21 protein-coding genes, 1 pseudogene and 1 riboswitch are annotated in these 18068 nt (G+C 74.4%); of the genes and pseudogenes, 14 read left to right on the top strand and 8 right to left on the bottom strand.

All coding sequences use genetic code 11. The annotated features are described in order from the left end of the window. Nucleotides 1–645, bottom strand: a complete 645-nt coding sequence (locus tag QOZ86_RS10055; RefSeq protein WP_284491826.1) for a TetR/AcrR family transcriptional regulator — start codon at nucleotides 643–645, stop codon at nucleotides 1–3. A gap of 273 nt (nucleotides 646–918) precedes the next feature. Then, nucleotides 919–1070, top strand: a riboswitch (cyclic di-AMP (ydaO/yuaA leader). 14 nt (nucleotides 1071–1084) lie between these two features. Between QOZ86_RS10055 and QOZ86_RS10050 the strand changes: the two genes are divergently transcribed. The 8 genes from QOZ86_RS10050 to QOZ86_RS10015 all read left to right on the top strand — a co-directional run bounded on the left by QOZ86_RS10050 (nucleotide 1085) and on the right by QOZ86_RS10015 (nucleotide 9290). Further along, nucleotides 1085–2449: a C40 family peptidase gene (locus QOZ86_RS10050; RefSeq protein ID WP_284491825.1), complete on the top strand. Its 1365-nt coding sequence runs from the start codon at nucleotides 1085–1087 to the stop codon at nucleotides 2447–2449. An 81-nt stretch (nucleotides 2450–2530) separates the two neighbouring features. Further along, on the top strand, nucleotides 2531–3760 hold the full coding sequence (locus tag QOZ86_RS10045) for an MFS transporter (protein WP_284491824.1): 1230 nt from the start codon (nucleotides 2531–2533) through the stop codon (nucleotides 3758–3760). 135 nt (nucleotides 3761–3895) lie between these two features. Beyond that, nucleotides 3896–4510, top strand: a complete 615-nt coding sequence (locus tag QOZ86_RS10040; protein ID WP_284491823.1) for a DUF4178 domain-containing protein — start codon at nucleotides 3896–3898, stop codon at nucleotides 4508–4510. After that, the gene (locus QOZ86_RS10035; RefSeq protein ID WP_284491822.1) at nucleotides 4507–5016 is read left to right on the top strand and encodes a DUF2617 family protein; all 510 of its coding nucleotides are present in this window, start codon (nucleotides 4507–4509) and stop codon (nucleotides 5014–5016) included. The genes QOZ86_RS10040 and QOZ86_RS10035 overlap by 4 nt, the downstream gene beginning before the upstream one ends. 5 nt (nucleotides 5017–5021) lie before the next feature. After that, a complete protein-coding gene (locus tag QOZ86_RS10030; RefSeq protein WP_284491994.1) occupies nucleotides 5022–5423 on the top strand; it encodes a DUF4247 domain-containing protein in 402 nt (133 codons plus the stop codon). A gap of 49 nt (nucleotides 5424–5472) precedes the next feature. Further along, on the top strand, nucleotides 5473–5937 hold the full coding sequence (locus tag QOZ86_RS10025) for a DUF350 domain-containing protein (protein WP_284491821.1): 465 nt from the start codon (nucleotides 5473–5475) through the stop codon (nucleotides 5935–5937). Between the two features lie 5 nt (nucleotides 5938–5942). Then, nucleotides 5943–7517, top strand: a complete 1575-nt coding sequence (locus QOZ86_RS10020; RefSeq protein WP_284491820.1) for a polyamine aminopropyltransferase — start codon at nucleotides 5943–5945, stop codon at nucleotides 7515–7517. Between the two features lie 153 nt (nucleotides 7518–7670). After that, nucleotides 7671–9290, top strand: coding sequence for a peptide chain release factor 3 (locus tag QOZ86_RS10015; protein WP_284491819.1), 1620 nt, complete (start codon nucleotides 7671–7673; stop codon nucleotides 9288–9290). 4 nt (nucleotides 9291–9294) lie between these two features. On the opposite strand, the gene QOZ86_RS10010 is transcribed toward QOZ86_RS10015, so the two are convergent. Continuing rightward, nucleotides 9295–10167: an alpha/beta fold hydrolase gene (locus tag QOZ86_RS10010; protein WP_284491818.1), complete on the bottom strand. Its 873-nt coding sequence runs from the start codon at nucleotides 10165–10167 to the stop codon at nucleotides 9295–9297. Nucleotides 10168–10245: 78 nt separating this feature from the next. On the opposite strand from QOZ86_RS10010, the gene QOZ86_RS10005 reads away from it, so the two are divergent. Together QOZ86_RS10005 and QOZ86_RS10000 are read left to right on the top strand one after the other, a co-directional pair. Further along, a complete protein-coding gene (locus tag QOZ86_RS10005; protein WP_284491817.1) occupies nucleotides 10246–10719 on the top strand; it encodes a hypothetical protein in 474 nt (157 codons plus the stop codon). Nucleotides 10720–10750: 31 nt separating this feature from the next. Then, nucleotides 10751–11521: an SDR family oxidoreductase gene (locus tag QOZ86_RS10000; protein ID WP_284491816.1), complete on the top strand. Its 771-nt coding sequence runs from the start codon at nucleotides 10751–10753 to the stop codon at nucleotides 11519–11521. Between the two features lie 30 nt (nucleotides 11522–11551). Here QOZ86_RS10000 and QOZ86_RS09995 read toward each other — a convergent pair whose 3' ends face one another. The 3 genes from QOZ86_RS09995 to QOZ86_RS09985 all read right to left on the bottom strand — a co-directional run bounded on the left by QOZ86_RS09995 (nucleotide 11552) and on the right by QOZ86_RS09985 (nucleotide 14228). After that, nucleotides 11552–13201: a thiamine pyrophosphate-binding protein gene (locus QOZ86_RS09995; protein ID WP_284491815.1), complete on the bottom strand. Its 1650-nt coding sequence runs from the start codon at nucleotides 13199–13201 to the stop codon at nucleotides 11552–11554. Continuing rightward, nucleotides 13198–13974: a cyclase family protein gene (locus QOZ86_RS09990; RefSeq protein WP_284491814.1), complete on the bottom strand. Its 777-nt coding sequence runs from the start codon at nucleotides 13972–13974 to the stop codon at nucleotides 13198–13200. Before QOZ86_RS09990 ends, QOZ86_RS09995 begins: the two co-directional genes overlap by 4 nt. A 71-nt stretch (nucleotides 13975–14045) precedes the next feature. After that, nucleotides 14046–14228, bottom strand: a complete 183-nt coding sequence (locus tag QOZ86_RS09985) for a PspC domain-containing protein (RefSeq protein ID WP_284491813.1) — start codon at nucleotides 14226–14228, stop codon at nucleotides 14046–14048. Nucleotides 14229–14547: 319 nt separating this feature from the next. Here QOZ86_RS09985 and QOZ86_RS09980 point away from each other — a divergent pair, with 319 nt between their 5' ends. After that, nucleotides 14548–14739, top strand: a complete 192-nt coding sequence (locus tag QOZ86_RS09980) for a hypothetical protein (RefSeq protein WP_284491812.1) — start codon at nucleotides 14548–14550, stop codon at nucleotides 14737–14739. Nucleotides 14740–14868: 129 nt separating this feature from the next. On the opposite strand, the gene QOZ86_RS09975 is transcribed toward QOZ86_RS09980, so the two are convergent. Continuing rightward, nucleotides 14869–15021, bottom strand: a complete 153-nt coding sequence (locus tag QOZ86_RS09975; RefSeq protein WP_284491811.1) for a hypothetical protein — start codon at nucleotides 15019–15021, stop codon at nucleotides 14869–14871. 278 nt (nucleotides 15022–15299) lie between these two features. Between QOZ86_RS09975 and QOZ86_RS09970 the strand changes: the two genes are divergently transcribed. Continuing rightward, entirely contained in the window at nucleotides 15300–15503 is a 204-nt protein-coding gene (locus tag QOZ86_RS09970) for a cold-shock protein (RefSeq protein WP_041775763.1), read from the top strand. Nucleotides 15504–15984: 481 nt separating this feature from the next. Here the strand turns inward: QOZ86_RS09970 and QOZ86_RS09965 are convergent, their stop codons facing one another. Next, complete coding sequence (locus QOZ86_RS09965; protein ID WP_284491810.1) at nucleotides 15985–16425, bottom strand: flavodoxin family protein; 441 nt, start codon at nucleotides 16423–16425, stop codon at nucleotides 15985–15987. A 9-nt stretch (nucleotides 16426–16434) separates the two neighbouring features. On the opposite strand from QOZ86_RS09965, the gene QOZ86_RS09960 reads away from it, so the two are divergent. Continuing rightward, nucleotides 16435–16833, top strand: a complete 399-nt coding sequence (locus QOZ86_RS09960; protein ID WP_284491809.1) for a YciI family protein — start codon at nucleotides 16435–16437, stop codon at nucleotides 16831–16833. Here the strand turns inward: QOZ86_RS09960 and mug are convergent. Continuing rightward, nucleotides 16751–17275 carry a G/U mismatch-specific DNA glycosylase gene (gene mug, locus QOZ86_RS09955; protein ID WP_284491808.1) on the bottom strand — a complete coding sequence of 175 codons (525 nt, stop codon included), beginning with the start codon at nucleotides 17273–17275 and terminating at the stop codon, nucleotides 16751–16753. The two genes, QOZ86_RS09960 and mug, sit on opposite strands and share 83 nt — an antisense overlap. A 280-nt stretch (nucleotides 17276–17555) precedes the next feature. Between mug and QOZ86_RS09950 the strand changes: the two are divergent. After that, a pseudogene (locus tag QOZ86_RS09950) lies at nucleotides 17556–18068 on the top strand (hypothetical protein); the annotation flags it as partial.

Genomic DNA, 18068 nt, shown 5'->3' with positions numbered 1-18068 from the left:
TCAGCGGGCGGGCGGGTTCCTGCGGTGGTGGGCGAGCCACATGTCCATGACGTCGGGCAGGACGGCGGTGAAAGCGCCGGTCTCGAACGGCTCGCCGGGCGCGTTCGACAACTGCTGGGAGATGACCCCGCCGACCAGCGCCGTCCAGGTGCGGTAGGCGCGGTCGATGTCGACGTCCGGGGCGAGGACCCCGGCGTCCCGGAGCCGGACCAGCAGGGCGCGCGACTGCGCATCGAGTTCGAGGGCCGGTGCGTATGCCCGCTCCGAGGGCGCGAAGCCGGGCACCGGACGCCAGAACATGAGCGCCGAGTGAGCGGGGTGCTCGACCGCCCAGCGAACGAGGTGGGCAGTGCCGTTCCGCAGGACGGTGAGCGGGTCGGCGTCCTCGTCGGTCGCGCCGGCCGCCCGGATCGCCTCCTGGAGTCTGCGCCACCCCCGCTCGAAGAGCGCGTCGTAGAGGGCTTGCTTGCCGTCGAAGTACCCGTAGAGAGAAGGCGGCCGGATGCCCATCCGGCGGGCCACCTCGCCGAGGGTCAGCCCGGCGGTGCCCTGCTCGGCCATGACGTCGAGGGCGACGTCGAGCACCTGCTCGATCGTCTCCTGCCGCCGCCGCTGGCGACGATCCGGCGGTGTCGCTGCGCCCACGGCACCCATGCTCCTACGGGCGTTAGGACATCAACATGGCCATAGGTCCCTGTTTCCCACCCGGGCCGGGCCGTGTCGGGCCCCGGCGAGCGGTCGCCGGATGACAACCACCCCGGCGTGTCCGTGACGCAACGTGCACGCACCCCATGGCAAGGAAGAAGATCACTGTGAACTCTTCCGCTCCCCTGGTGACCCGGCCGCTCGACACCTAGCGTGGGGCCGTCCGTACGGCCCCCCTCCGTCGCTCAACCGGTGACAGCCGCCCGGACGCCGCCGAACCACCCGCCGGCACCGGCCGGCAGAGGACCGGGGACCCACCTGCAGCACCGGGGTGAAGCGACCGACGGCCCGCACGGCCGCCGGACGCCGGGCGCCTTCCCGCCCGAACCCGTCAGCTAACCCGGTAGGCGGCCGTGGAAGAAAGGACGACCCGCCGCACATGGCGAGTTCGCACAACCCTGCCCACCGACGGATCTCCGGCCGTCGGGCGCTCGTGGCCCTCGTGGCCGCCGGTGGCGTCGGTCTGACGGCGTTCCCCGCAGCCGCCGATCCCCAGCGGCCGAGCACCTCCCAGGAAGCCGCGCAGCTCATCGCCGCGAAGGCGCACGACCTCGAGGTCCTCACCGAACGGTTCAACGAGACCCGCGAAGGACTCAAGGCCGCCCAGGAGGCCGCTGACCGGGCCGGGGCGGAGCTCGCCGCCGCGGAGGCCGACCTCGCAGAGGCACAGGACCGCGTCCGCACGGTCGCCCGAAGCGCCTGGACCGGGAACGGGCTCGGCACGCTGCAGGCCATGCTGACCAGCGAGTCGGCCACCGACCTGGTGGACCGGGTCGGTCTGCTCGGCACGATCGCCGACCACAACAACGGCGTGCTCGGTGCGGCCGAGGCAGCCGGTGCGGACGCCGACCATGCCTCGGCCTCGGCGGAGCAGGCCGCGGCGGAGGCGCAGGAACAGGTCCACCGCGTGACCGCCGGGCGGGCCCGGCTCGACGAGCAGATCGCGATCTACCAGGCCCAGTACGACCGGCTCAGCGCCGAGGAGCAGCGGGCCTCGCGGGCGGCCGCCGAGCGGCACGCGATCCAGCAGGCAGCGGCCGCCGCGGCCGCGGCCGGCGCACCGGAGGAGGAGGCGCCCGTACAGGAGCCGCGGGCCCAGGACGCCCCCGCACCCGCCGCCGCAGAGCCCGCACCGGCACCTGCACCGGCTCCGGCTCCGGCTCCGGCACCGGCTCCGGCTCCGGCTCCGGCTCCGGCTCCGGCTCCGGCTCCGGCTCCGGCACCGGCTCCCGCACCGGCTCCCGCTCCGGCTCCCGCTCCGGCTCCGGCTCCCGCACCGGCTCCCGCTCCCGCACCGGCTCCGGCTCCCGCACCGGCTCCGGCTCCCGCACCGGCACCGGCTCCGGCTCCCGCACCGGCACCGGCTCCGGCTCCGGCGCCGGCCGGTGGCAGCTCGGCCGCCCGCGTGGCGGTCGACACCGCCCTGGCCCAGGTGGGCGACCCGTACGTCTGGGCGGCCGCCGGGCCGAACGCCTTCGACTGCTCGGGCCTGACCCAGTTCGCCTATGCCGCGGCCGGGATCAACCTGCCGCACTCCAGCCGGATGCAGTCGCAGATGGGCACCCCGGTGTCCCGCGCGGCCCTCCAGCCCGGCGACCTGCTGTTCTACTACAGCCCCGTCAGCCACGTGGGCATGTACATCGGCAACGGGCAGATGGTGCACGCCTCGACGTCCGGCGTCCCGGTGAAGGTGGCCTCGATCGACTCGATGGGCAACTTCGCCAGCGCGCGGCGCATCGCCTGATCTGCTGGGCGTACGGGGCGGCGCGGCCACCGCCCCGTACGCCGGCGCCCCCGTCCGCGCGACGTGCGAGCATGGTCCGTCGTGCGGGTCGGGACACGGGGAGACCTCCCCCGCGAGGTCATGGTCCTGGCGGTCATCGCCTTCGTCGTCGCCCTCGGCTTCGGCATCGTCGCCCCGGCCATCCCGCTGTTCGCCCGGTCCTTCGGGGTGGGCACCACCGCCGTCGGGCTGGCGATCAGCGCCTTCGCCTTCTTCCGGTTCGTCTCCGCCTTCAGCGGCGGCACGCTGGTCGAGCGGTTCGGCGAACGGCTGGTGCTCGCCTCGGGGCTGGGAATCGTCGCCGTCGCGACCGGAGCCGCCGGGCTGGCCGGGTCCTTCCCGCTCTTCCTGGGCCTGCGTGCCGCCGGTGGAATAGGCAGCGCCATGTTCACCGTGGCGGCGCTGTCGCTGCTGCTCCGGGTGGCACCGCCGTCGCACCGCGGCCGGGCGGCCGCCACCTGGCAGGGCGGCTTCATCCTGGGCGGCATCGCCGGCCCCGCCTTCGGGGGCCTGCTGGCCGAGCTCTCCCCGCGGCTGCCGTTCTTCCTCTACGCCGGGTTCCTGCTGGTGGCCGGCGGTGTGGGGATGCTGCTGCTGCGCTCGGCCGAGCCGAACCCGGCCGCACCGCCGGCGGCGGACACCGCCGGCCCCGACCTCGGCGCCGCCCCGATGGCCCTCGGCACCGCCCTGCGCTCCCGGGTCTACCTCGCCGCGCTGCTGGCCAACTTCGGCGTGGGCTGGGTGCTGTTCGGCGTCCGCAACTCGCTGGTGCCCCTCTACGTGACCGAGGAGCTCGGCCGGACGGTCGCCTGGGCCGGCATCGGCCTGCTCGCCGGGTCGGCTGCCCAGGCCCTCGGCCTGCTGCGGTCGGGCCGGCTGGTCGACGGGTGGGGACGCCGCCCCTCGCTGCTGCTGGGCGCGGCGCTGGCCACCGCGGCGATGGCGATCCTCGTCGGGCCGCCGGCGATCGGCGCCTTCCTGGTCTCGATGGCCGTCTACGGCCTCGCCGCGTCGCTGCTCGCCAGCGCCCCGGCGGCGCTGGTCGGCGACATCACCGCCGGCCGTGGCGGCCGGGTGGTCGCGGTCTTCCAGATGTCGGCCGACCTGGGCGCGATCGCCGGGCCGCTGGTCGCCGGCTGGCTGACCGACGTGGCGTCCTTCCAGGTCGCCTTCGCGGTGAGCACCGCGGTGCTCGCGGCGGGCCTGGTCGGGGGTTCGTTCATCCCCCGGGACACGTCCCACCCGGCGCCGGTCGCCGTCTCCCGGGTCTGAACCACCGGTGCGGACCTCAGCGGCTCCGGTACAGCCGGGTGGTCAGCGGCAGGGTGCTCCGACCGTGATCGGCAACGGCGTGGAACGCGATAGGTTCGGTGCGGCCCGCACGCCCCGTCGCAAGGAGGCCATCCGATGTCCGACGTGCTCCTCGTCCTGCTGATCGTCGTCCTCGTGGCCCTGGGGGCCCTGGCCGGCGTCATCCTCGTCCTCCGCCGCCGGAACCTCGCGAAGGCCGCCGGTCCGCGCCGCCGGGTCGACCCGCTGGCTGACGAGCCCGACCTCTACGACCCGCACGGGATCGGCGTCGGCGACGTGATCACCTACGCCGGGATCGACCACGTCGTCCGCGGCACGATCGTGCTCGAGGAGGGCGGGATGACCTGGCGCGAGCACTTGCTCGACGGGTCGACCGGCCGCCGCTGGCTCACCGTCGAGGACGACGAGGGCGACCTCGAGATGACGTTGTGGATGCGCCGCGAGGGCACCAACCTCACGCCCGACGGCGACGTGATCCTCGACGACCGGGTGCACCGGCAGATCGAGCGCGGCCGGGCCGCCTACACCGCCGAGGGCACCACCGGCACACCGCCCAGCGGCACCGTCGACTACGCCGACTACGCCACCGCGGACAAGACCGGGCTGCTGGCCTTCGAGCGGTGGGCGACCACCCAGTCGTGGGAGGTCTCCACCGGCCGAGCGGTCAGTCGCGGCGAACTCACCGTCTACCACCGGACGCCGGACGCGTGAGCCTCCACCTGCTCGACATCGAGCCGCGGGACGTGTCGGCCGCCGCGCTGGGCCTGCTGCTCGGCCGACCGGCGCCGGCGACGCTGGCGGAGCTGCGGCTGACCGACGGCCGCGGTGGCTCCCTCACCCTCGGGGTGCTCGGCGCCTCGCACGTGGTCACCGCCGCCGTCCCAGGCGCCCGGCTCACCGAGGAGGTCTCCTGCGACGCCGTGGGCGCCGGCGGCGACCGGCTGCCCCGCAGCACCCGGTCGGGCGGTTACGAGCTGACCTCGGCGGTGACCACCACCGGTCGCCTCGAACTGGACGCGACCGCCGACCGGCTCCGGGCCCTCGCCGACGCCGATCCCGGGTGGCTGTGCGGCGCCTTCCCGGGCTCGGCCGGTGCCCTGACCGCCATGACCGCCCAGCCCCTCGCCGGGGGCGGCTGGGCCTGGCAGACCTGGCACCTCTACCCCGCCGGGAACACCGGCGAGATCGTCACCACACGAACCAGGTGGACGCCGTGAGATCGATGCCCCGGGTGCTGGCCCTCGCGCTGGCCACCGTGCTCCTCCTCCTCAGCGGCTGCGGCAGCGGCACCCGCGTCCGCGACTTCCTCGACGACACCTACGAGCGGACCGAGATCCTCGACGACACCTCGGTCTACTCCTCGCCCGACCCCGTCGGCACCACCACCGCGGCGATCGCCGACGCCGTGCCGCCCGCCGAGCGGCAGGCCGACGGCGGCAACGAGTACCTCCGCTACGACGACGACATCGTCATCGTGAGCGCTGCCGCCGGCGGCAGCACGGTGCGCGTCGAGGATCTCGACGGCCGGTACCGCAGCGGCTTCTTCGCCTATCTCGGACCGGGCTTCCGGCCCGGCTCTCCCGCCGGAACCGGCGGCAGCGGCGGCCCCGGGTTCGGCAAGTGACCGCCTCCCGCACTCCCCTCCCGTCCCCCATCCCAGGAGAGAACCCGACATGAGCACCACGTGGCAGGCGCTGGAGTTCGGCACCGTCGACGGCGATCTGCTGGTCCAGGGCGTCGTGGGGACGCTGCTGTTCTTCGTCATCGGGGTGGGCGTGCTGGCCCTCGGCTTCCTGGCGCTGGACCTGCTCACGCCGGGCAACCTGCGCACGCAGGTCTACCTCGACCACAACCCGAACGCGGCGATCCTGCTGGCCGCGAACCACCTCGCGCTGGCCATCATCGTGGTGACGGCGATCATGACCAGCGGCGACGACCTGGGCCAGGGGCTGGTGGACACGGCGGTCTACGGCCTGGTCGGTGTGCTGCTGCAGGCCGTGGCCCTGCGGGTGCTGGACGCGGTCATCCCGGCCGAGCTGCGCGCCCTGGTGAACGAGCCGCGGATACGCGGATCGGCCTGGGCCATCGCCGCCAGCCTGGTCGCCATCGGCGCGGTCAACGCCGCCGCCCTGTCCTGATTCCCGTGTCCGCCCCCGCGCCCGAGGTCGCCACCTCGCCGCCGGCCGGGCGGACGGCGGTGCGCTCCCGCCCGCTGCTGCTGGCCGCGGTCGCCGTCTGCGCGGCCTGCGGGCTGATCTACGAGCTGGTGCTGCTCACCCTGTCGGCCAGCCTCGTCGGTGGCGGGATCACCCAGACCTCGCTGATCGTCGCCGGTTTCGTGGCCGCCCTCGGGGTGGGGGCGTTGCTGGTCAAGCCGTTCCTCGCCTCCGCCGCGGTCACCTTCGTCGCGGTGGAGATCCTCCTCGGCGTCGCCGGGGGACTCAGCGCCGTCACCCTCTACGTGTCGTTCTCCTTCTACGGCACCAGCAGCGCCGTCCTGCTGGTCGCGACGGCGGTGCTCGGCATCCTCGTCGGCGCCGAGGTGCCGCTGCTGATGACGCTGCTGCAGACCGGTCGCACCGGCATCGACGCCGAGGGCAGCGGCAAGCTGCTCGCCGACCTCAACGCCGCCGACTACGCCGGCGCGCTGCTCGGCGGCCTGGCCTGGCCGTTCGTCCTCCTGCCGCTGGCCGGGCAGGTCCGCGGCGCCGCCCTCACCGGCCTGGTCAACCTGCTGGCCGCCGCTGTGGTGGCCGGTCTGCTGCTGCGCCGGCAGATGAGCGCCCGCGCCCGCCGCACGGCCACCGCCGCCCTCCTGGTGGCCGCGGCCGGCCTGGCGGTGCTGCTCGTCCGCGCCCAGGACATCGAGACGACGGCACGCCAGCGGCTCTACGACGATCCGGTGGTCGCCGCCGGGCGCTCGGACTACCAGGAGATCGTGCTGACCGAGCGGTCCGGCGACCTGCGCCTCTACCTCGACGGCGACCTGCAGTTCTCCAGCGTCGACGAGCACCGGTACACCGAGGCGCTGGTGCACCCGGCGCTGGCCCGCGACCCGGAACGCGTGCTGATCCTCGGTGGTGGGGACGGGCTGGCCGCCCGCGAGGTGCTGCGCCACCCCACGGTCCGCGAGGTCGTGCAGGTGGAGCTCGACCCGCAGGTCATCGCGCTGGCGCGCACCCGGCTGGCCGCCCTCAACGACTCCGCGTTCGACGATCCCCGGGTCGAGGTGGTCCAGGAGGACGCCTTCCGCTGGTTGCGGACCCCCGCCGCGACCGGCTTCGACGCGCTGATCGTGGACATGCCCGACCCGGACACCCCCGTGCTGGGCCGGCTCTACTCGGCCGAGTTCTACGGTTTGGTCTCGGCGGCACTGGCTCCCGACGGGCTGGTCACCGTGCAGGCCGGGAGCCCGTACTCGACGCCCACCGCGTTCTGGCGGACCGTCTCCACGCTGGACGCTTCCGGGCTGGCGGCCACGCCGTACCACGTGCACGTGCCCAGCTTCGGCGACTGGGGATTCGCCGTCGCGCAGCACGGGCCGCGGCCACCTGCCCTCGCGCTGTCGTCCGCCGCACCCGCGACCCGGTTCCTCGACGAGGCGGTGTTGCAGGCCGCCGGGGTGTTCCCGGGAGACCGGCCCCGGCAGCGGCTGGCACCGTCCACGCTGGACCGGCCACTGATCGTCGGGGACATGCGCGGCGGCTACACCGGCTGACGCCTGTAGCGTGGAGTCCTCGGACACCTCGCTCCGCCCGCGTGCGGACGGCCCCCGGCACCCGCCTGCGGAGCACCCCGGTGTCCTCCCGCACCACCCGGGCGCAGCCTTCCTCCGAGCGGCGCGCGCCCTCGCTTGGCGAGGAGAACCACCGTGACTGCCGCTCCCACCTCCCCGGACGCCGACCGCACCGCCCGGTCGGCCGTCGCGGAGGCCGCCCGGCGCCGCACCTTCGCCGTCATCAGCCACCCCGACGCCGGCAAGTCGACCCTCACCGAAGCGCTGGCGCTGCACGCGCGCGTGATCGGCCAGGCCGGAGCGGTGCACGGCAAGGCCGGGCGCCGCGGCACGGTCTCGGACTGGATGGACATGGAGAAGGCGCGCGGCATCTCCATCACCTCGGCGGCGCTGCAGTTCGAGTACCGCGACGCCGTCGTCAACCTGCTCGACACCCCGGGGCACGCCGACTTCTCCGAGGACACCTACCGGGTGCTGACCGCCGTCGACGCCGCGGTGATGCTCATCGACGCCGCCAAGGGCCTCGAGACCCAGACGATGAAGCTGTTCGCCGTCTGCAAGCACCGCGGCATCCCGATCGTCACGGTGATCAACAAGTGGGACCGGCCGGGCAAGGACGCCCTCGAGCTGATGGACGAGATCAGCGAGCGCACCGGCCTCACGCCCACCCCGCTGACCTGGCCGGTCGGCATCGCCGGCGACTTCCGCGGCGTGCTCGACCGCTCCGACGGCAGTTACCGCCGGTTCACCCGGACCGCCGGCGGTGCCACGATCGCACCTGAGGAGACCCTGTCCCCCGAGGCCGCGCTCGCCCGCGAGGGCGACGCCTGGCAGCAGGCCGTCGAGGAGGTCGACCTGCTCGACGCCACCGGCGCCGACCACGAGCAGTCCCTGTTCCTGGACGGGGTCACCACGCCGGTGCTGTTCGCCTCCGCGGTGTCCAACTTCGGCGTGGGCGCGCTGCTGGACACCCTGGTCGACCTCGCCCCGGCGCCGACCGGCCGGCCCGACGCCGAAGGTGCGGTGCGCGACCTGGGCGAGCCGTTCAGCGCGTTCGTGTTCAAGGTGCAGTCGGGCATGGACGCCGCGCACCGGGACCGGCTGGCCTACATCCGCATCTGCACCGGCGTCTTCGAGCGCGGCATGGTCGTCACGCACGGCCGGACGAAGCGCCCGTTCACCACGAAGTACGCCCAGCACGTGTTCGGTCGCGAGCGGGAGAGCGTCGACCTCGCCTACCCCGGCGACGTCGTCGGCCTGGTCAACGCCTCCGCCCTGGGCGTCGGCGACAGCCTCTACGCCGACCGGCCGGTCAGCTATCCCCCGCTCACCACCTTCGCCCCCGAGCACTTCGCCGTCGTCCGCAGCCGGGAGACCGCCAAGCACAAGCAGTTCCGCAAGGGCATCGAGCAGCTGGACTCCGAGGGCGTGGTGCAGGTGCTGCGGTCGGACCGCCGCGGCGACGGGTCCCCCGTGCTCGCCGTCGTCGGGCCGATGCAGTTCGAGGTCGCCACCCACCGCATGGAGCACGAGTTCCACGCGCCGGTGGAGCTGGACCGGCTGCCCTACACCCTGGCCATGCGGACCGACGAGGCGTCGCTGCCGCTGATCGCCACCTCGGGCGGGGTCGAGGTGGTGCAGCGGACCGACGGCGAGCTGCTGGCGCTCTTCCCCGACAAGTGGGCGCTGCGGATGCTGCAGCAGCGGCACTCCGGCCTCACCCTGGAACCGCTGGTGGCGGCGCAGCTGGCCTGACCGGTCACTCCAGGAGGCTCCGGTAGACCTCCTCGGCGTGGTCGAACACCAGGAAGTGCCCCTCGCCGGCGAGCCAGTGCCCCGAGCAGTCCGGGAGCATCGCGCTGAGCACCTGTCCCAGGACGGCGGGGACCTGCCAGTCCTGCGTGCCGTGCCAGATGTGCACCCGCTGCCCGATCGTCGACACCGGGAAGCCCCATGGCCGGAACAGCAGCGCGCGGTCCTCGGCGAGCGCGGCAGTGCCGTTCCGCAGCCCCTCGGTGAAGGTGTCGGCCAGGATCCGCCGGACGGCCGGCCGGCCGATGACCCGCCGGTCGGCCGGGTTGAGCCGCAGCTGCAGGTACCGCGGGATCAGGGCCGGGCGCAGCCCCAGCGGGGCGAACACCGGCCGCAGCACTGCCGTCAGCTGCGCCGGCCGGTGCACGGTCGCGCGCACCCGCTGGGGCACCCACCGGGGCCAGGGCCACGGGACGTCGGGCGGCGGCGCGCCACCCAGGATGCCGACGGCACGTACCCGGTCGCCGAAGACGTGCGCGCAGGCCAGCGCGTAGGCCGCCCCGCCCGAGAGGCTCAGGGTGGCGAACCGCTCGACGCCGAGGTGGTCGAGCAGCTGCCGGACGTCGTCCGGCCAGTCCATGACGCGGCGGCCGGGTTGAGGGTCTGAGCGGCCGAAGCCGGGCCGGTCGGGGACGACGAAGCGCACCCCCCACCGCCGGTAGGCGTCAGGATCCTCGACGTGCCGCTCCAGCCGGGAGCTCGGCGACCCGTGGCAGCCGAGCACCGGCTGCCCCTCCGGATCGCCGTACTCGGCGTACGCCAGCGTCCGACCGTCGGCCAGCCGGATCTCGCTCTCCCGGATCAGCGCGCTCGCATGCATGCGGCCTCCCTACCCGGGGCCGCCGGTCTCATCCGGCGGTCGGGGTGTCCACGGAACCTCGGCGGGTAGGGATCACGGATGCATGCCAACAGACGCACATCAACCGCCGGGGTCATCGGGCGCGGCGTCCTCGCCGGCCTCGCGGGAACCGTCGTGATGACGGCCTTCCAGAAGTTCGTCGAGATGCCGCTCACCCAGCGGAGCGAGAGCTACGCACCGGCCGACTTCGCCCAGAAGGTCACCCCCATCGATCCGGAGACGCCGCAGGGCCGTCGGCGGCTGAACTACGCGACGCACTTCTCGCTGGGCATGATGTGGGGCACCGCCTACGGCATCGCTGCCCTGAAGGGCCTCCGCGGGCAGAAGGCCGTGAACACGGTCTTCGCCACCGTGTACACCGGCGACGTGCTGCTCAACACCGCGCTCGGGCTCTACCACCCCACCCGGTGGTCGGCGCGCGACTGGGCGATCGACGTCGCCGACAAGTACGTCCAGGCGCAGGGCACCGGACTGGTCTTCGACCGGCTGCTCGACCCGGCTGGGCGGCGCTGACCGCCCGCTCCACGAACGGTCGGAGGATCACATGGCGGACACCGGTGACGACCGGCGGGTGGCGGTCGTCACCGGCGCCAGCAGCGGGCTGGGGCGGGCGGTGGCGCACCGGCTGGCACGCGACGGCTACCGGGTGGCACTCCTGGCACGCGACGCCGGCGATCTGGCCGGCCTGGCGGAGGACATCGGGCGCAGCGGCGGATCGGCCCTGAGCCGGCCGGTGGATCTGGCCGGCGCGGCCCCGGCGCAGGCCGCGGTCGCGGAGGTGGTCGCCAGGTGGGGACGGGTCGATGTCCTGGTCAACGCGGCCGGCACCGACGTCCCCGGCACCGTCGAGGCCACGACGGTCGAGGACTGGGACCGCGTCCTCGCCGTGAACCTCCGCGCTCCGTTCGTGCTGAGCAAGGCGGTGTTCCCGCACATGCGCCGCGCCGGCGGCGGCACGATCGTCAACGTCTCCTCGGTGGCCGGGCTGCGCGGCTGGGCATCGGCGGCGGCCTACTGCTCGTCGAAATTCGCGCTCACCGGCTTCACCCAGGCCCTCGCCGCCGAGGGCCGGCCGCACGGCATCCGCGCATGCGTGCTCTACCCCGGGGCGATGGCGACCTCGTGGGGCGCCTGGGAGCCGGCGGAGCGCCGGACGACCGACCCGGCCGACCCGGCCGACCCGCAGCGAACCGGCCGCGAGGCACTCGGACCCGAGCAGGTCGCCGACCTCGTCGCCTGGATCGTCGCCGCACCGGGCAACCTGGTGCTCCCCCAGGTCACGGTGACGCCGCTGGACGAGCAGGGCTGGCCGTGACGCGGGGACGGACGGTCACCGCCAGCCGGGTCAGTGGCCCCGGAACGCCTCCTCCAGCCACCACGACGGCTCCTCCCGGGTGACCTTGGCGTCCACGAGCAGCGGCGCCGACCGGGGTCCGGCCAACCAGGCCGCGACGCCGTCCAGGTCCGCCGGGCGCCGCACGGTGACCGCCGCGTACCCGTGCCCGCGACCGATGGCGGCGAAGTCGGTCTCGGGGAAGCGGACGGTGTCCAGCGGGTGCCCGTCCGGGCCGAAGTGGTGCACCTCGGCGCCGTAGCCGGCGTCGTCGTAGACGACGACCACCATGGGCAGGCCCAGCCGGACGACGGTCTCCAGCTCCGCGGCGCCCATGAGCGCGCCGCCGTCGCCCAGGGCCGCGACCGGCAGCCGGTCGGGCCGGGCCAGGGCGGCGCCGATCGCGGTCGCCAGGCCCAGGCCCACCGACTGGAAGGCCTGGGTGAAGCAGAAGCCGTGCTCGTCGGGGACGTCGAGGAACATGCTCGGGTAGCCCATGAAGTTGCCCGAGTCGACGGCGACCACCCGCTCCGCGGGGAGCAGGTCGTCCAGCGCGACGGTGAGGGTGCGCGGGTCGATGCGCTGCTCGTCGCCCGTGTCGGCGAAGGGCTCGTCCCGCCAGCGCCGCCGCCGGGTGAGCGCCTCCCGGACCTCCGCGGTCCGGTAGCCGGTGGGCCGGGCGTCGCCAAGGCGCGCCGTCACGGCCCCGGCCACGCCGCGCACGTCCCCGACCACCCCGAAGGACACCGCGCGCTGCGCGCCGATCGCGCCGGCCTCGTCGTCGACCTGCACCACCACGGCGCCGTCGGCGATCAGCCGTCCGTGCCGCATGGTCCACATGTTCAGCGCGCAGCCCCAGCCGACGATCAGGTCGGCGCCGGAGATCAGCTCGGCGGCCAGCGGCGTGGCGAACCCGCCGGAGACGTCGAGGTCCCAGTCACTTCCCCGGAACAACCCCTTGGCCACCGCGGAGGTCGCCAGCAGTGCACCGCAGCGGTCGGCCAGCGCCTCCAACGCGGCGCGGGAACCGGGGCCGCGCGATCCCCGGCCGGCCACGAACACCGGGCGCCTCGCCGCCCGGAGGGCGTCGGCGAGCCGGTCGAGCTCACCCGCGTCGGCCGTCGGCAGCGCCCGCGGGGGGCCGGCCACTCCGGCGGCGTCCCCGGCGTCCTGCTGCTGCACGTCCAGCGGCAGGTTCAGCACGACGGTGCGCCGCTCGTCCCGCGCGGTGGCCACCGCCGCAGCCGCCTGCACGGCCGCATCCGAGGGTGAGGCCACCCGCACCGGCACCGCGCCGACGGCCTGGGCGAGCGCCGGCTGGTCGACGAAGAAGTTCGAGCGCGGCGCGGTCGCCTCGGCCGTCAGCACGACCAGCGGGGTGCGGCTCTTCGCCGCCTCAGTGATGCCGGTCAGCGCGTTGGTCAGCCCGCAGCCCTGGTGGAGCGTGAGCGCCGCCGGCCGGCCGCTGGTGCGGGCGTAGGCGTCGGCCATCGTGGCCGCTCCGCCCTCGTGCCGGGCGGCGACGTACCGGGCGCCGGCGGCGACCATGGCGTTGGTCGCCACGAAGTTGCCCGAACCGACGACCCCGAAAGCCGTGTCGATGCCACTGCGGACGAGCGCCTCCCCGACCGCGTGCGCCACCGTCCGCCGCGCGCGGCTCATCCCCGGTCGACCAACGCCAGCACCCGTGACGGCGAGCCCGACCCGGAGACGATCGGCAGGGGGGCGGCCACGATCAGCGCGCCGGTCGGCGGCAGCCGGTCGAGGTTCTGCAACTGGGTGAGCCCGTACTTCCCGCTGCCCATGAGCGCCGCGTGGCACGGGAACGGCGGGTCGAACGAGTGCGCCGCGCCGGCGTCGGTGCCCACCGTCTCCACGCCGAGCCCCAGCACCGGGGACTCCTCGGCCAGCCAGCGCGCGCAGGCCGGCGACAGCCCGGGGGTGTGCGGCCCGGTCTCGTCGGCGTTGAGGAACTCCTGCTGCGAGGCCGAGCGCGCGTCCCAGCCGGTGCGGTAGAGCAGCCAACCGCCCTCGGGCAGCGGCCCGTGGGTGGCCTCCCACGCCCGGACGTGCTCGACCTCGAGCAGGAAGTCCGCGTTCTCCGCGGCCTGCGCGGAGAAGTCGAGGACGGCGGCCGGCGCGATCAGCCGGGCAGCCGGCACCGACGCCACGTCGTCGCCGTCCCGGCCGGTGACCCAGTGGTTGGGCGCGTCGAAGTGGGTCCCGGTGTGCTCACCGGTGCGGAAGTTGTTCCAGTACCAGGCCGGGCCGCGGTCGTCGTACCGGCTGAGCTCCTCCAGCTCGAACCGGGCGGTCTGGGCGAACTGCTCGGGCAACTGGATGGTCGGCGTCTCCGCCGACAGCGGCGCGGTGAGGTCGACGACCTCGATCCGCGCGGTGACCAGCGCCTCGGCCAGATCCGACAGCAGCGACATCGCGGTCCCTTCGCAGACGGGCGGAACGGCCGACAGCCAATCACAGCCGGCCCGCCCGTCCCGGACCCCGGTCAGCCCTCCTTGGGGATCATGAACCAGAGGATGATGTAGACGAGTTCACCGATCCCGAAGAGACCGAAGAGCACGAACCCGAACCGCACCAACCCCCGGGAGAGGCCGAACCGGTTGGCCAGGGCGGCGCACACCCCGGCGATGACCTTCTGCGAGCGTGGTCTGACCAGTGCAGATCTCATGCTCCGCCCTCTACCCGGCACGCCGGGCCGGGTACACGTCGGCCATCCGATCAGGCACGCTCCCCCAGCCGCAGGACCGCCTCGGCCACGACGTCGGGCCGGCCGGTCGGTGGCGGTGGTGGCCAGGCCTGTGCCACTCCCCCGACGGGTCGGAGTCGCCGTACCTGAGCGGGTCGACCACCAGCACGCGGCCGACCCCGCGACCTCCGGGACGACGTCGTGCCAGAGAGGTCGCTGCCCGCCCTGGCGGCATCGACGTACGCGGTGTTGCGTCCGGTGGTCGTGGCTATCCGCGACGGCCCCGGGGTAGGGACCGGCCATGGATGCGATCTCCTTGGGAAAGGCCGGCCTCCAGGGCTGGCGCGCGACCGTGGCCGACGCCGTGGCGGGACCGGTCGCCCGGCGGGCTCCGGTCACCGACGACCAGGTGCGCGCGGCGGTGGGGGCGCTGTTCTTCGTGCTCTCGGTGATGTACGTGGTGAGCTCGGTGAAGCGCCTGGCCGCCCGCTGAACACGGTCCGCGGCGGCCAGCCGCCGCCGCGGAAGGCGTGCTCGTGGCCCCCGACGACGTCCCCGTGACGGGCCGGCGCCACGTCCAGCCAGCAGAAGTTCCCGCCGTCGGGCACGCTCCAGTTCCCTCTCACAGCCCGTACTGCGCCACCGCGTCCAGTCCCGAGTCGGCGACGAACCCCCGGTCGTCGCCGTGGAGGACCTCGCCTCTCAGGTAGGCCGGCCGCGCACCCGTCCGGCCACCTCCCAGCGGGTGGACGTGCCACCGGATGGCGTCGTGCACCCAGCCCGGTTCGCCCGGTACCCGTGGTCATGCCCGGCGATGCTGCCCGGCCGGCCGGGTCGGCCTCACCCGTGAAGAGGCCCCGCCACATCCGGTCTACCGCTACGGACCGGTGAGGGGGTACAGTCCTGCCTGGTCGCTGTTGCGCCTCTGCTTTCGTTCTTGGACGTCCGCAGTCGTCTCTGCCTGACGTTCCTCTCGGTCCTGCCGGTCGGTGCGGCGGCCCCGCACCCGGTACGTACCTGTGCGGTCACCTCCCAGCACGGAAGAAGAACGACATGGCTCAGGGCACTGTTAAGTGGTTCAACGCGGAGAAGGGCTTCGGGTTCATCGCCCAGGACGGCGGCGGCGCCGACGTCTTCTGCCACTACTCCGCCATCAGCGGCAACGGCTACAAGTCCCTCGACGAGGGCCAGCAGGTCGAGTTCGACGTCACGCAGGGCCAGAAGGGCCCGCAGGCGGAGAACGTCCGCCCGCTCTGATCATCGCCTGACGAGAGGGGCCACGGCGCGCTGCGCCGTGGCCCCTCAGCCCGTTCACCCCCCCCGGGCCGCGGCGGCCCCGGGGCGGGGGCCCGGCCCCCCCTCTCGCGTTCCTCCCCCCGGGCGCAGCTGCCCCCGGGGGCAGCCACCGGCGACCGCAGGCGGACCGCCCGGCACGACCCGAGGACGACCCTTGACCCACCACGTCGGACGTTGCGCGGAAGCCCATCTCGGTTGTCCCTGCCGGGGCGACGAAACCATCCACGAGGAGCGCAGCCGCGCCGTCAGCGAGGCGCGGGACAGCGCCGGGCAGTCGGTGGAGTGCCCCGAGTGCGGTGGACCCACGACCCCGCTGTGCATCGTCTCGTGGGGCAACTGCCGCGCCTGCCGGACCGCGCACTCGCGGTCCACGCATCCCCTGCGCTGGTGACCGCGGACCACCGGGCCCGCACGTCTGCCCGGCGGGGCGGCTCCCCGGCCCTCAGAGACTGACCGCGACCGTGGCCGCCAGCTCGCGGCAGGCCTCCAGGTCGGCAGTCCCCGGCGCACCGGTGAGGCTCAGCGGTGCGGCCACCTGCTTCCATCGCAGGGCGCCGGTGATCCGCTCGATGCTCCGCAGCGCTCCGGCCGTGTCGTCGGAACCGTGCACGTACACCCCGAACGGCCGCCCCACCGTCGCCTCCAGGCAGGGGTAGTAGACGGTGTCGAAGAAGTGCTTGAGCGCACCGGACATGTAGCCGATGTTCGCCGGCGTGCCCAGCAGCACCCCGTCGGCGGCGAGCAGGTCGGCCGGGCCGGCGGACAACGCGGGACGGAGCACCAGCTCCACGTCGTCGACCAGCGCCACGCCCTCCTTGACCGCCTCCAGGACGGCCTGCAGGGCCGGCGACGGAGTGTGGTGGACGACCAGAAGGCGAGGCACCCCGGCATTGTGCCCGCCCCGCACCCCGCGGCGCTGCGGGTGTGGAGTGGCGGCATGCACCTGGTGCTCGAGTACGCGCTGGCCGAGGACTACCTGGAGCGGCGGGGCGCGCTGCGCGCGGATCACCTGCACCTGGCCCGGGCGGCCCACGAACGGGGTGAGCTCCTGCCGGCCGGTGCGCTCCCCGACCCCTACGACCGGGCGCTGCTGATCTGGACGGCGCCGCGCGAGGTGGTCGAGCGCTTCGTGGCCCAGGATCCGTACGTCGTCGAAGGCCTGGTCACTGCGTGGACGATCCGGCCGTCGAGCGCCGTCGTCGGTCGGGTCAGCACCCGCTGCCCGCGGCGGCGTCGGGCCGCAGCCGGCGATAGACGCGCGCGAGGTCGGGCAGCTGGAAGTGGGCGTTGAGCCCGCTGGGGTTCGGCACCACCCAGGTGTCGGCACCGCCCACCTGCTCGGGCTGCAGGCCGATCCGGGCCTTCGGCCGGCCGAAGCCCTCCCGCCAGGCGGTTATCCCGAGGACGGCGAGCGCCCGCGGCCGGTACCGGGCCACCAGCCGCTCCAGCGCCTCGGCGCCGGCGCGCAGCTCGTCGCCGGAGAGCTCGGCCGCGGTCCGGGTCGGCCGGTCGACGACGTTGGTCACGCCGAGCCCGTAGCGCAGCAGCTCTCGGTCCTCGACCGGCTGCAACCGCCGCGGCGTGAGCCCGGCCAGGTGGATGGCCGGCCAGAACCGGTTGCCCGGCCGGGCGAAGTGGTGGCCGAGCTCGGCCGACATCAGCGACGGGTTGATGCCGCAGAACAGCACGTCCAGGCCCGGGGCGATCACATCGGGAAGTGGCTTGTCGGGCACGGGTCCATCCTCCCCGGAGGGTCGGCCGGCGGTTCCCGGCGGACCGCTGAGGAGCCACGGCCCAGTCTCCCGGTGCGTGCCCGTGCCGTCCCGCTGCGCCCCGAAGCGGACTACAGGGCTGTACGGGGACTTCCGTCCCCGACATGGCGTGAGCCGCAGATGTCCACGGCGATGGCCGTCGCTGCCGTCCAGGGACAGCCGTGCGGCGATCGGGAGCGCTTCTGGGCGGTGTCGTCAGGAGCGGCGGAAAAGTGTCAGACCCCGTCCCTATGGTCGTGGCATGTCGTCGGGTGTGGGGTTCGCGGTCGGGGTGACCGTGATGCCGGTCGGTGACGTGCCTTCGGAGTGGGAGCTGGCCGATCCTGATCCGCTGCCGCGGTTGGGGGAGCCGTTGTCGGCGTGGTTGCCGGCCCGGCGGAGCGCGGGTGAGGCGGCGGCGCTGCTCCAGCAGATTGTGGTGGCCGAGGCGCAGTTGGCGGCGTTGCGGGCGGAGCTGGTGATGGATCTGGCCGCGGCCCGCCCGGCGCCGCCGGACCCGTTACCCGGTGGGGAGGGCGCGGGTGCGGTCGGCCCCGCGGGGGTCAGTGAGTTCGTGCCCGACGAGCTGGCGCTGGTGCAGAACTGCAGCCGGGCGGCGGCTGTCACCCTGCTGGAGCACGCCGAGGTGCTGACCACCGTGCTGCCGGCCACCTATGCGCAGCTGTGCCTGGGGCGGCTGGACTGGCCCCGTGCTCGGGCGATCGCCGCCGAGGTGGCCGTCACCGGGCGGGACACCGATCCGGCGGTGATCGCC

It is taken from the genome of Blastococcus capsensis, assembly GCF_030165005.1.
Classification (GTDB): Bacteria; Actinomycetota; Actinomycetes; order Mycobacteriales; family Geodermatophilaceae; genus Blastococcus; species Blastococcus capsensis.
Note: the sequence above shows the minus strand (reverse complement) of the source record. Positions and strands in the feature narration are given on the sequence as shown.

Coding starts and splice junctions, on each gene's coding strand:
- QOZ86_RS10050 (WP_284491825.1), top strand. CDS start 1,085: ATGGCGAGTTCGCACAACCCTGCCCACCGACGGATCTCCGGCCGTCGG.
- QOZ86_RS10040 (WP_284491823.1), top strand. CDS start 3,896: ATGTCCGACGTGCTCCTCGTCCTGCTGATCGTCGTCCTCGTGGCCCTG.
- QOZ86_RS10030 (WP_284491994.1), top strand. CDS start 5,022: ATGCCCCGGGTGCTGGCCCTCGCGCTGGCCACCGTGCTCCTCCTCCTC.
- QOZ86_RS10025 (WP_284491821.1), top strand. CDS start 5,473: ATGAGCACCACGTGGCAGGCGCTGGAGTTCGGCACCGTCGACGGCGAT.
- QOZ86_RS10010 (WP_284491818.1), bottom strand. CDS start 10,167: ATGCATGCGAGCGCGCTGATCCGGGAGAGCGAGATCCGGCTGGCCGAC.
- QOZ86_RS10005 (WP_284491817.1), top strand. CDS start 10,246: ATGCATGCCAACAGACGCACATCAACCGCCGGGGTCATCGGGCGCGGC.
- QOZ86_RS10000 (WP_284491816.1), top strand. CDS start 10,751: ATGGCGGACACCGGTGACGACCGGCGGGTGGCGGTCGTCACCGGCGCC.
- QOZ86_RS09995 (WP_284491815.1), bottom strand. CDS start 13,201: ATGAGCCGCGCGCGGCGGACGGTGGCGCACGCGGTCGGGGAGGCGCTC.
- QOZ86_RS09990 (WP_284491814.1), bottom strand. CDS start 13,974: ATGTCGCTGCTGTCGGATCTGGCCGAGGCGCTGGTCACCGCGCGGATC.
- QOZ86_RS09985 (WP_284491813.1), bottom strand. CDS start 14,228: ATGAGATCTGCACTGGTCAGACCACGCTCGCAGAAGGTCATCGCCGGG.
- QOZ86_RS09980 (WP_284491812.1), top strand. CDS start 14,548: ATGGATGCGATCTCCTTGGGAAAGGCCGGCCTCCAGGGCTGGCGCGCG.
- QOZ86_RS09970 (WP_041775763.1), top strand. CDS start 15,300: ATGGCTCAGGGCACTGTTAAGTGGTTCAACGCGGAGAAGGGCTTCGGG.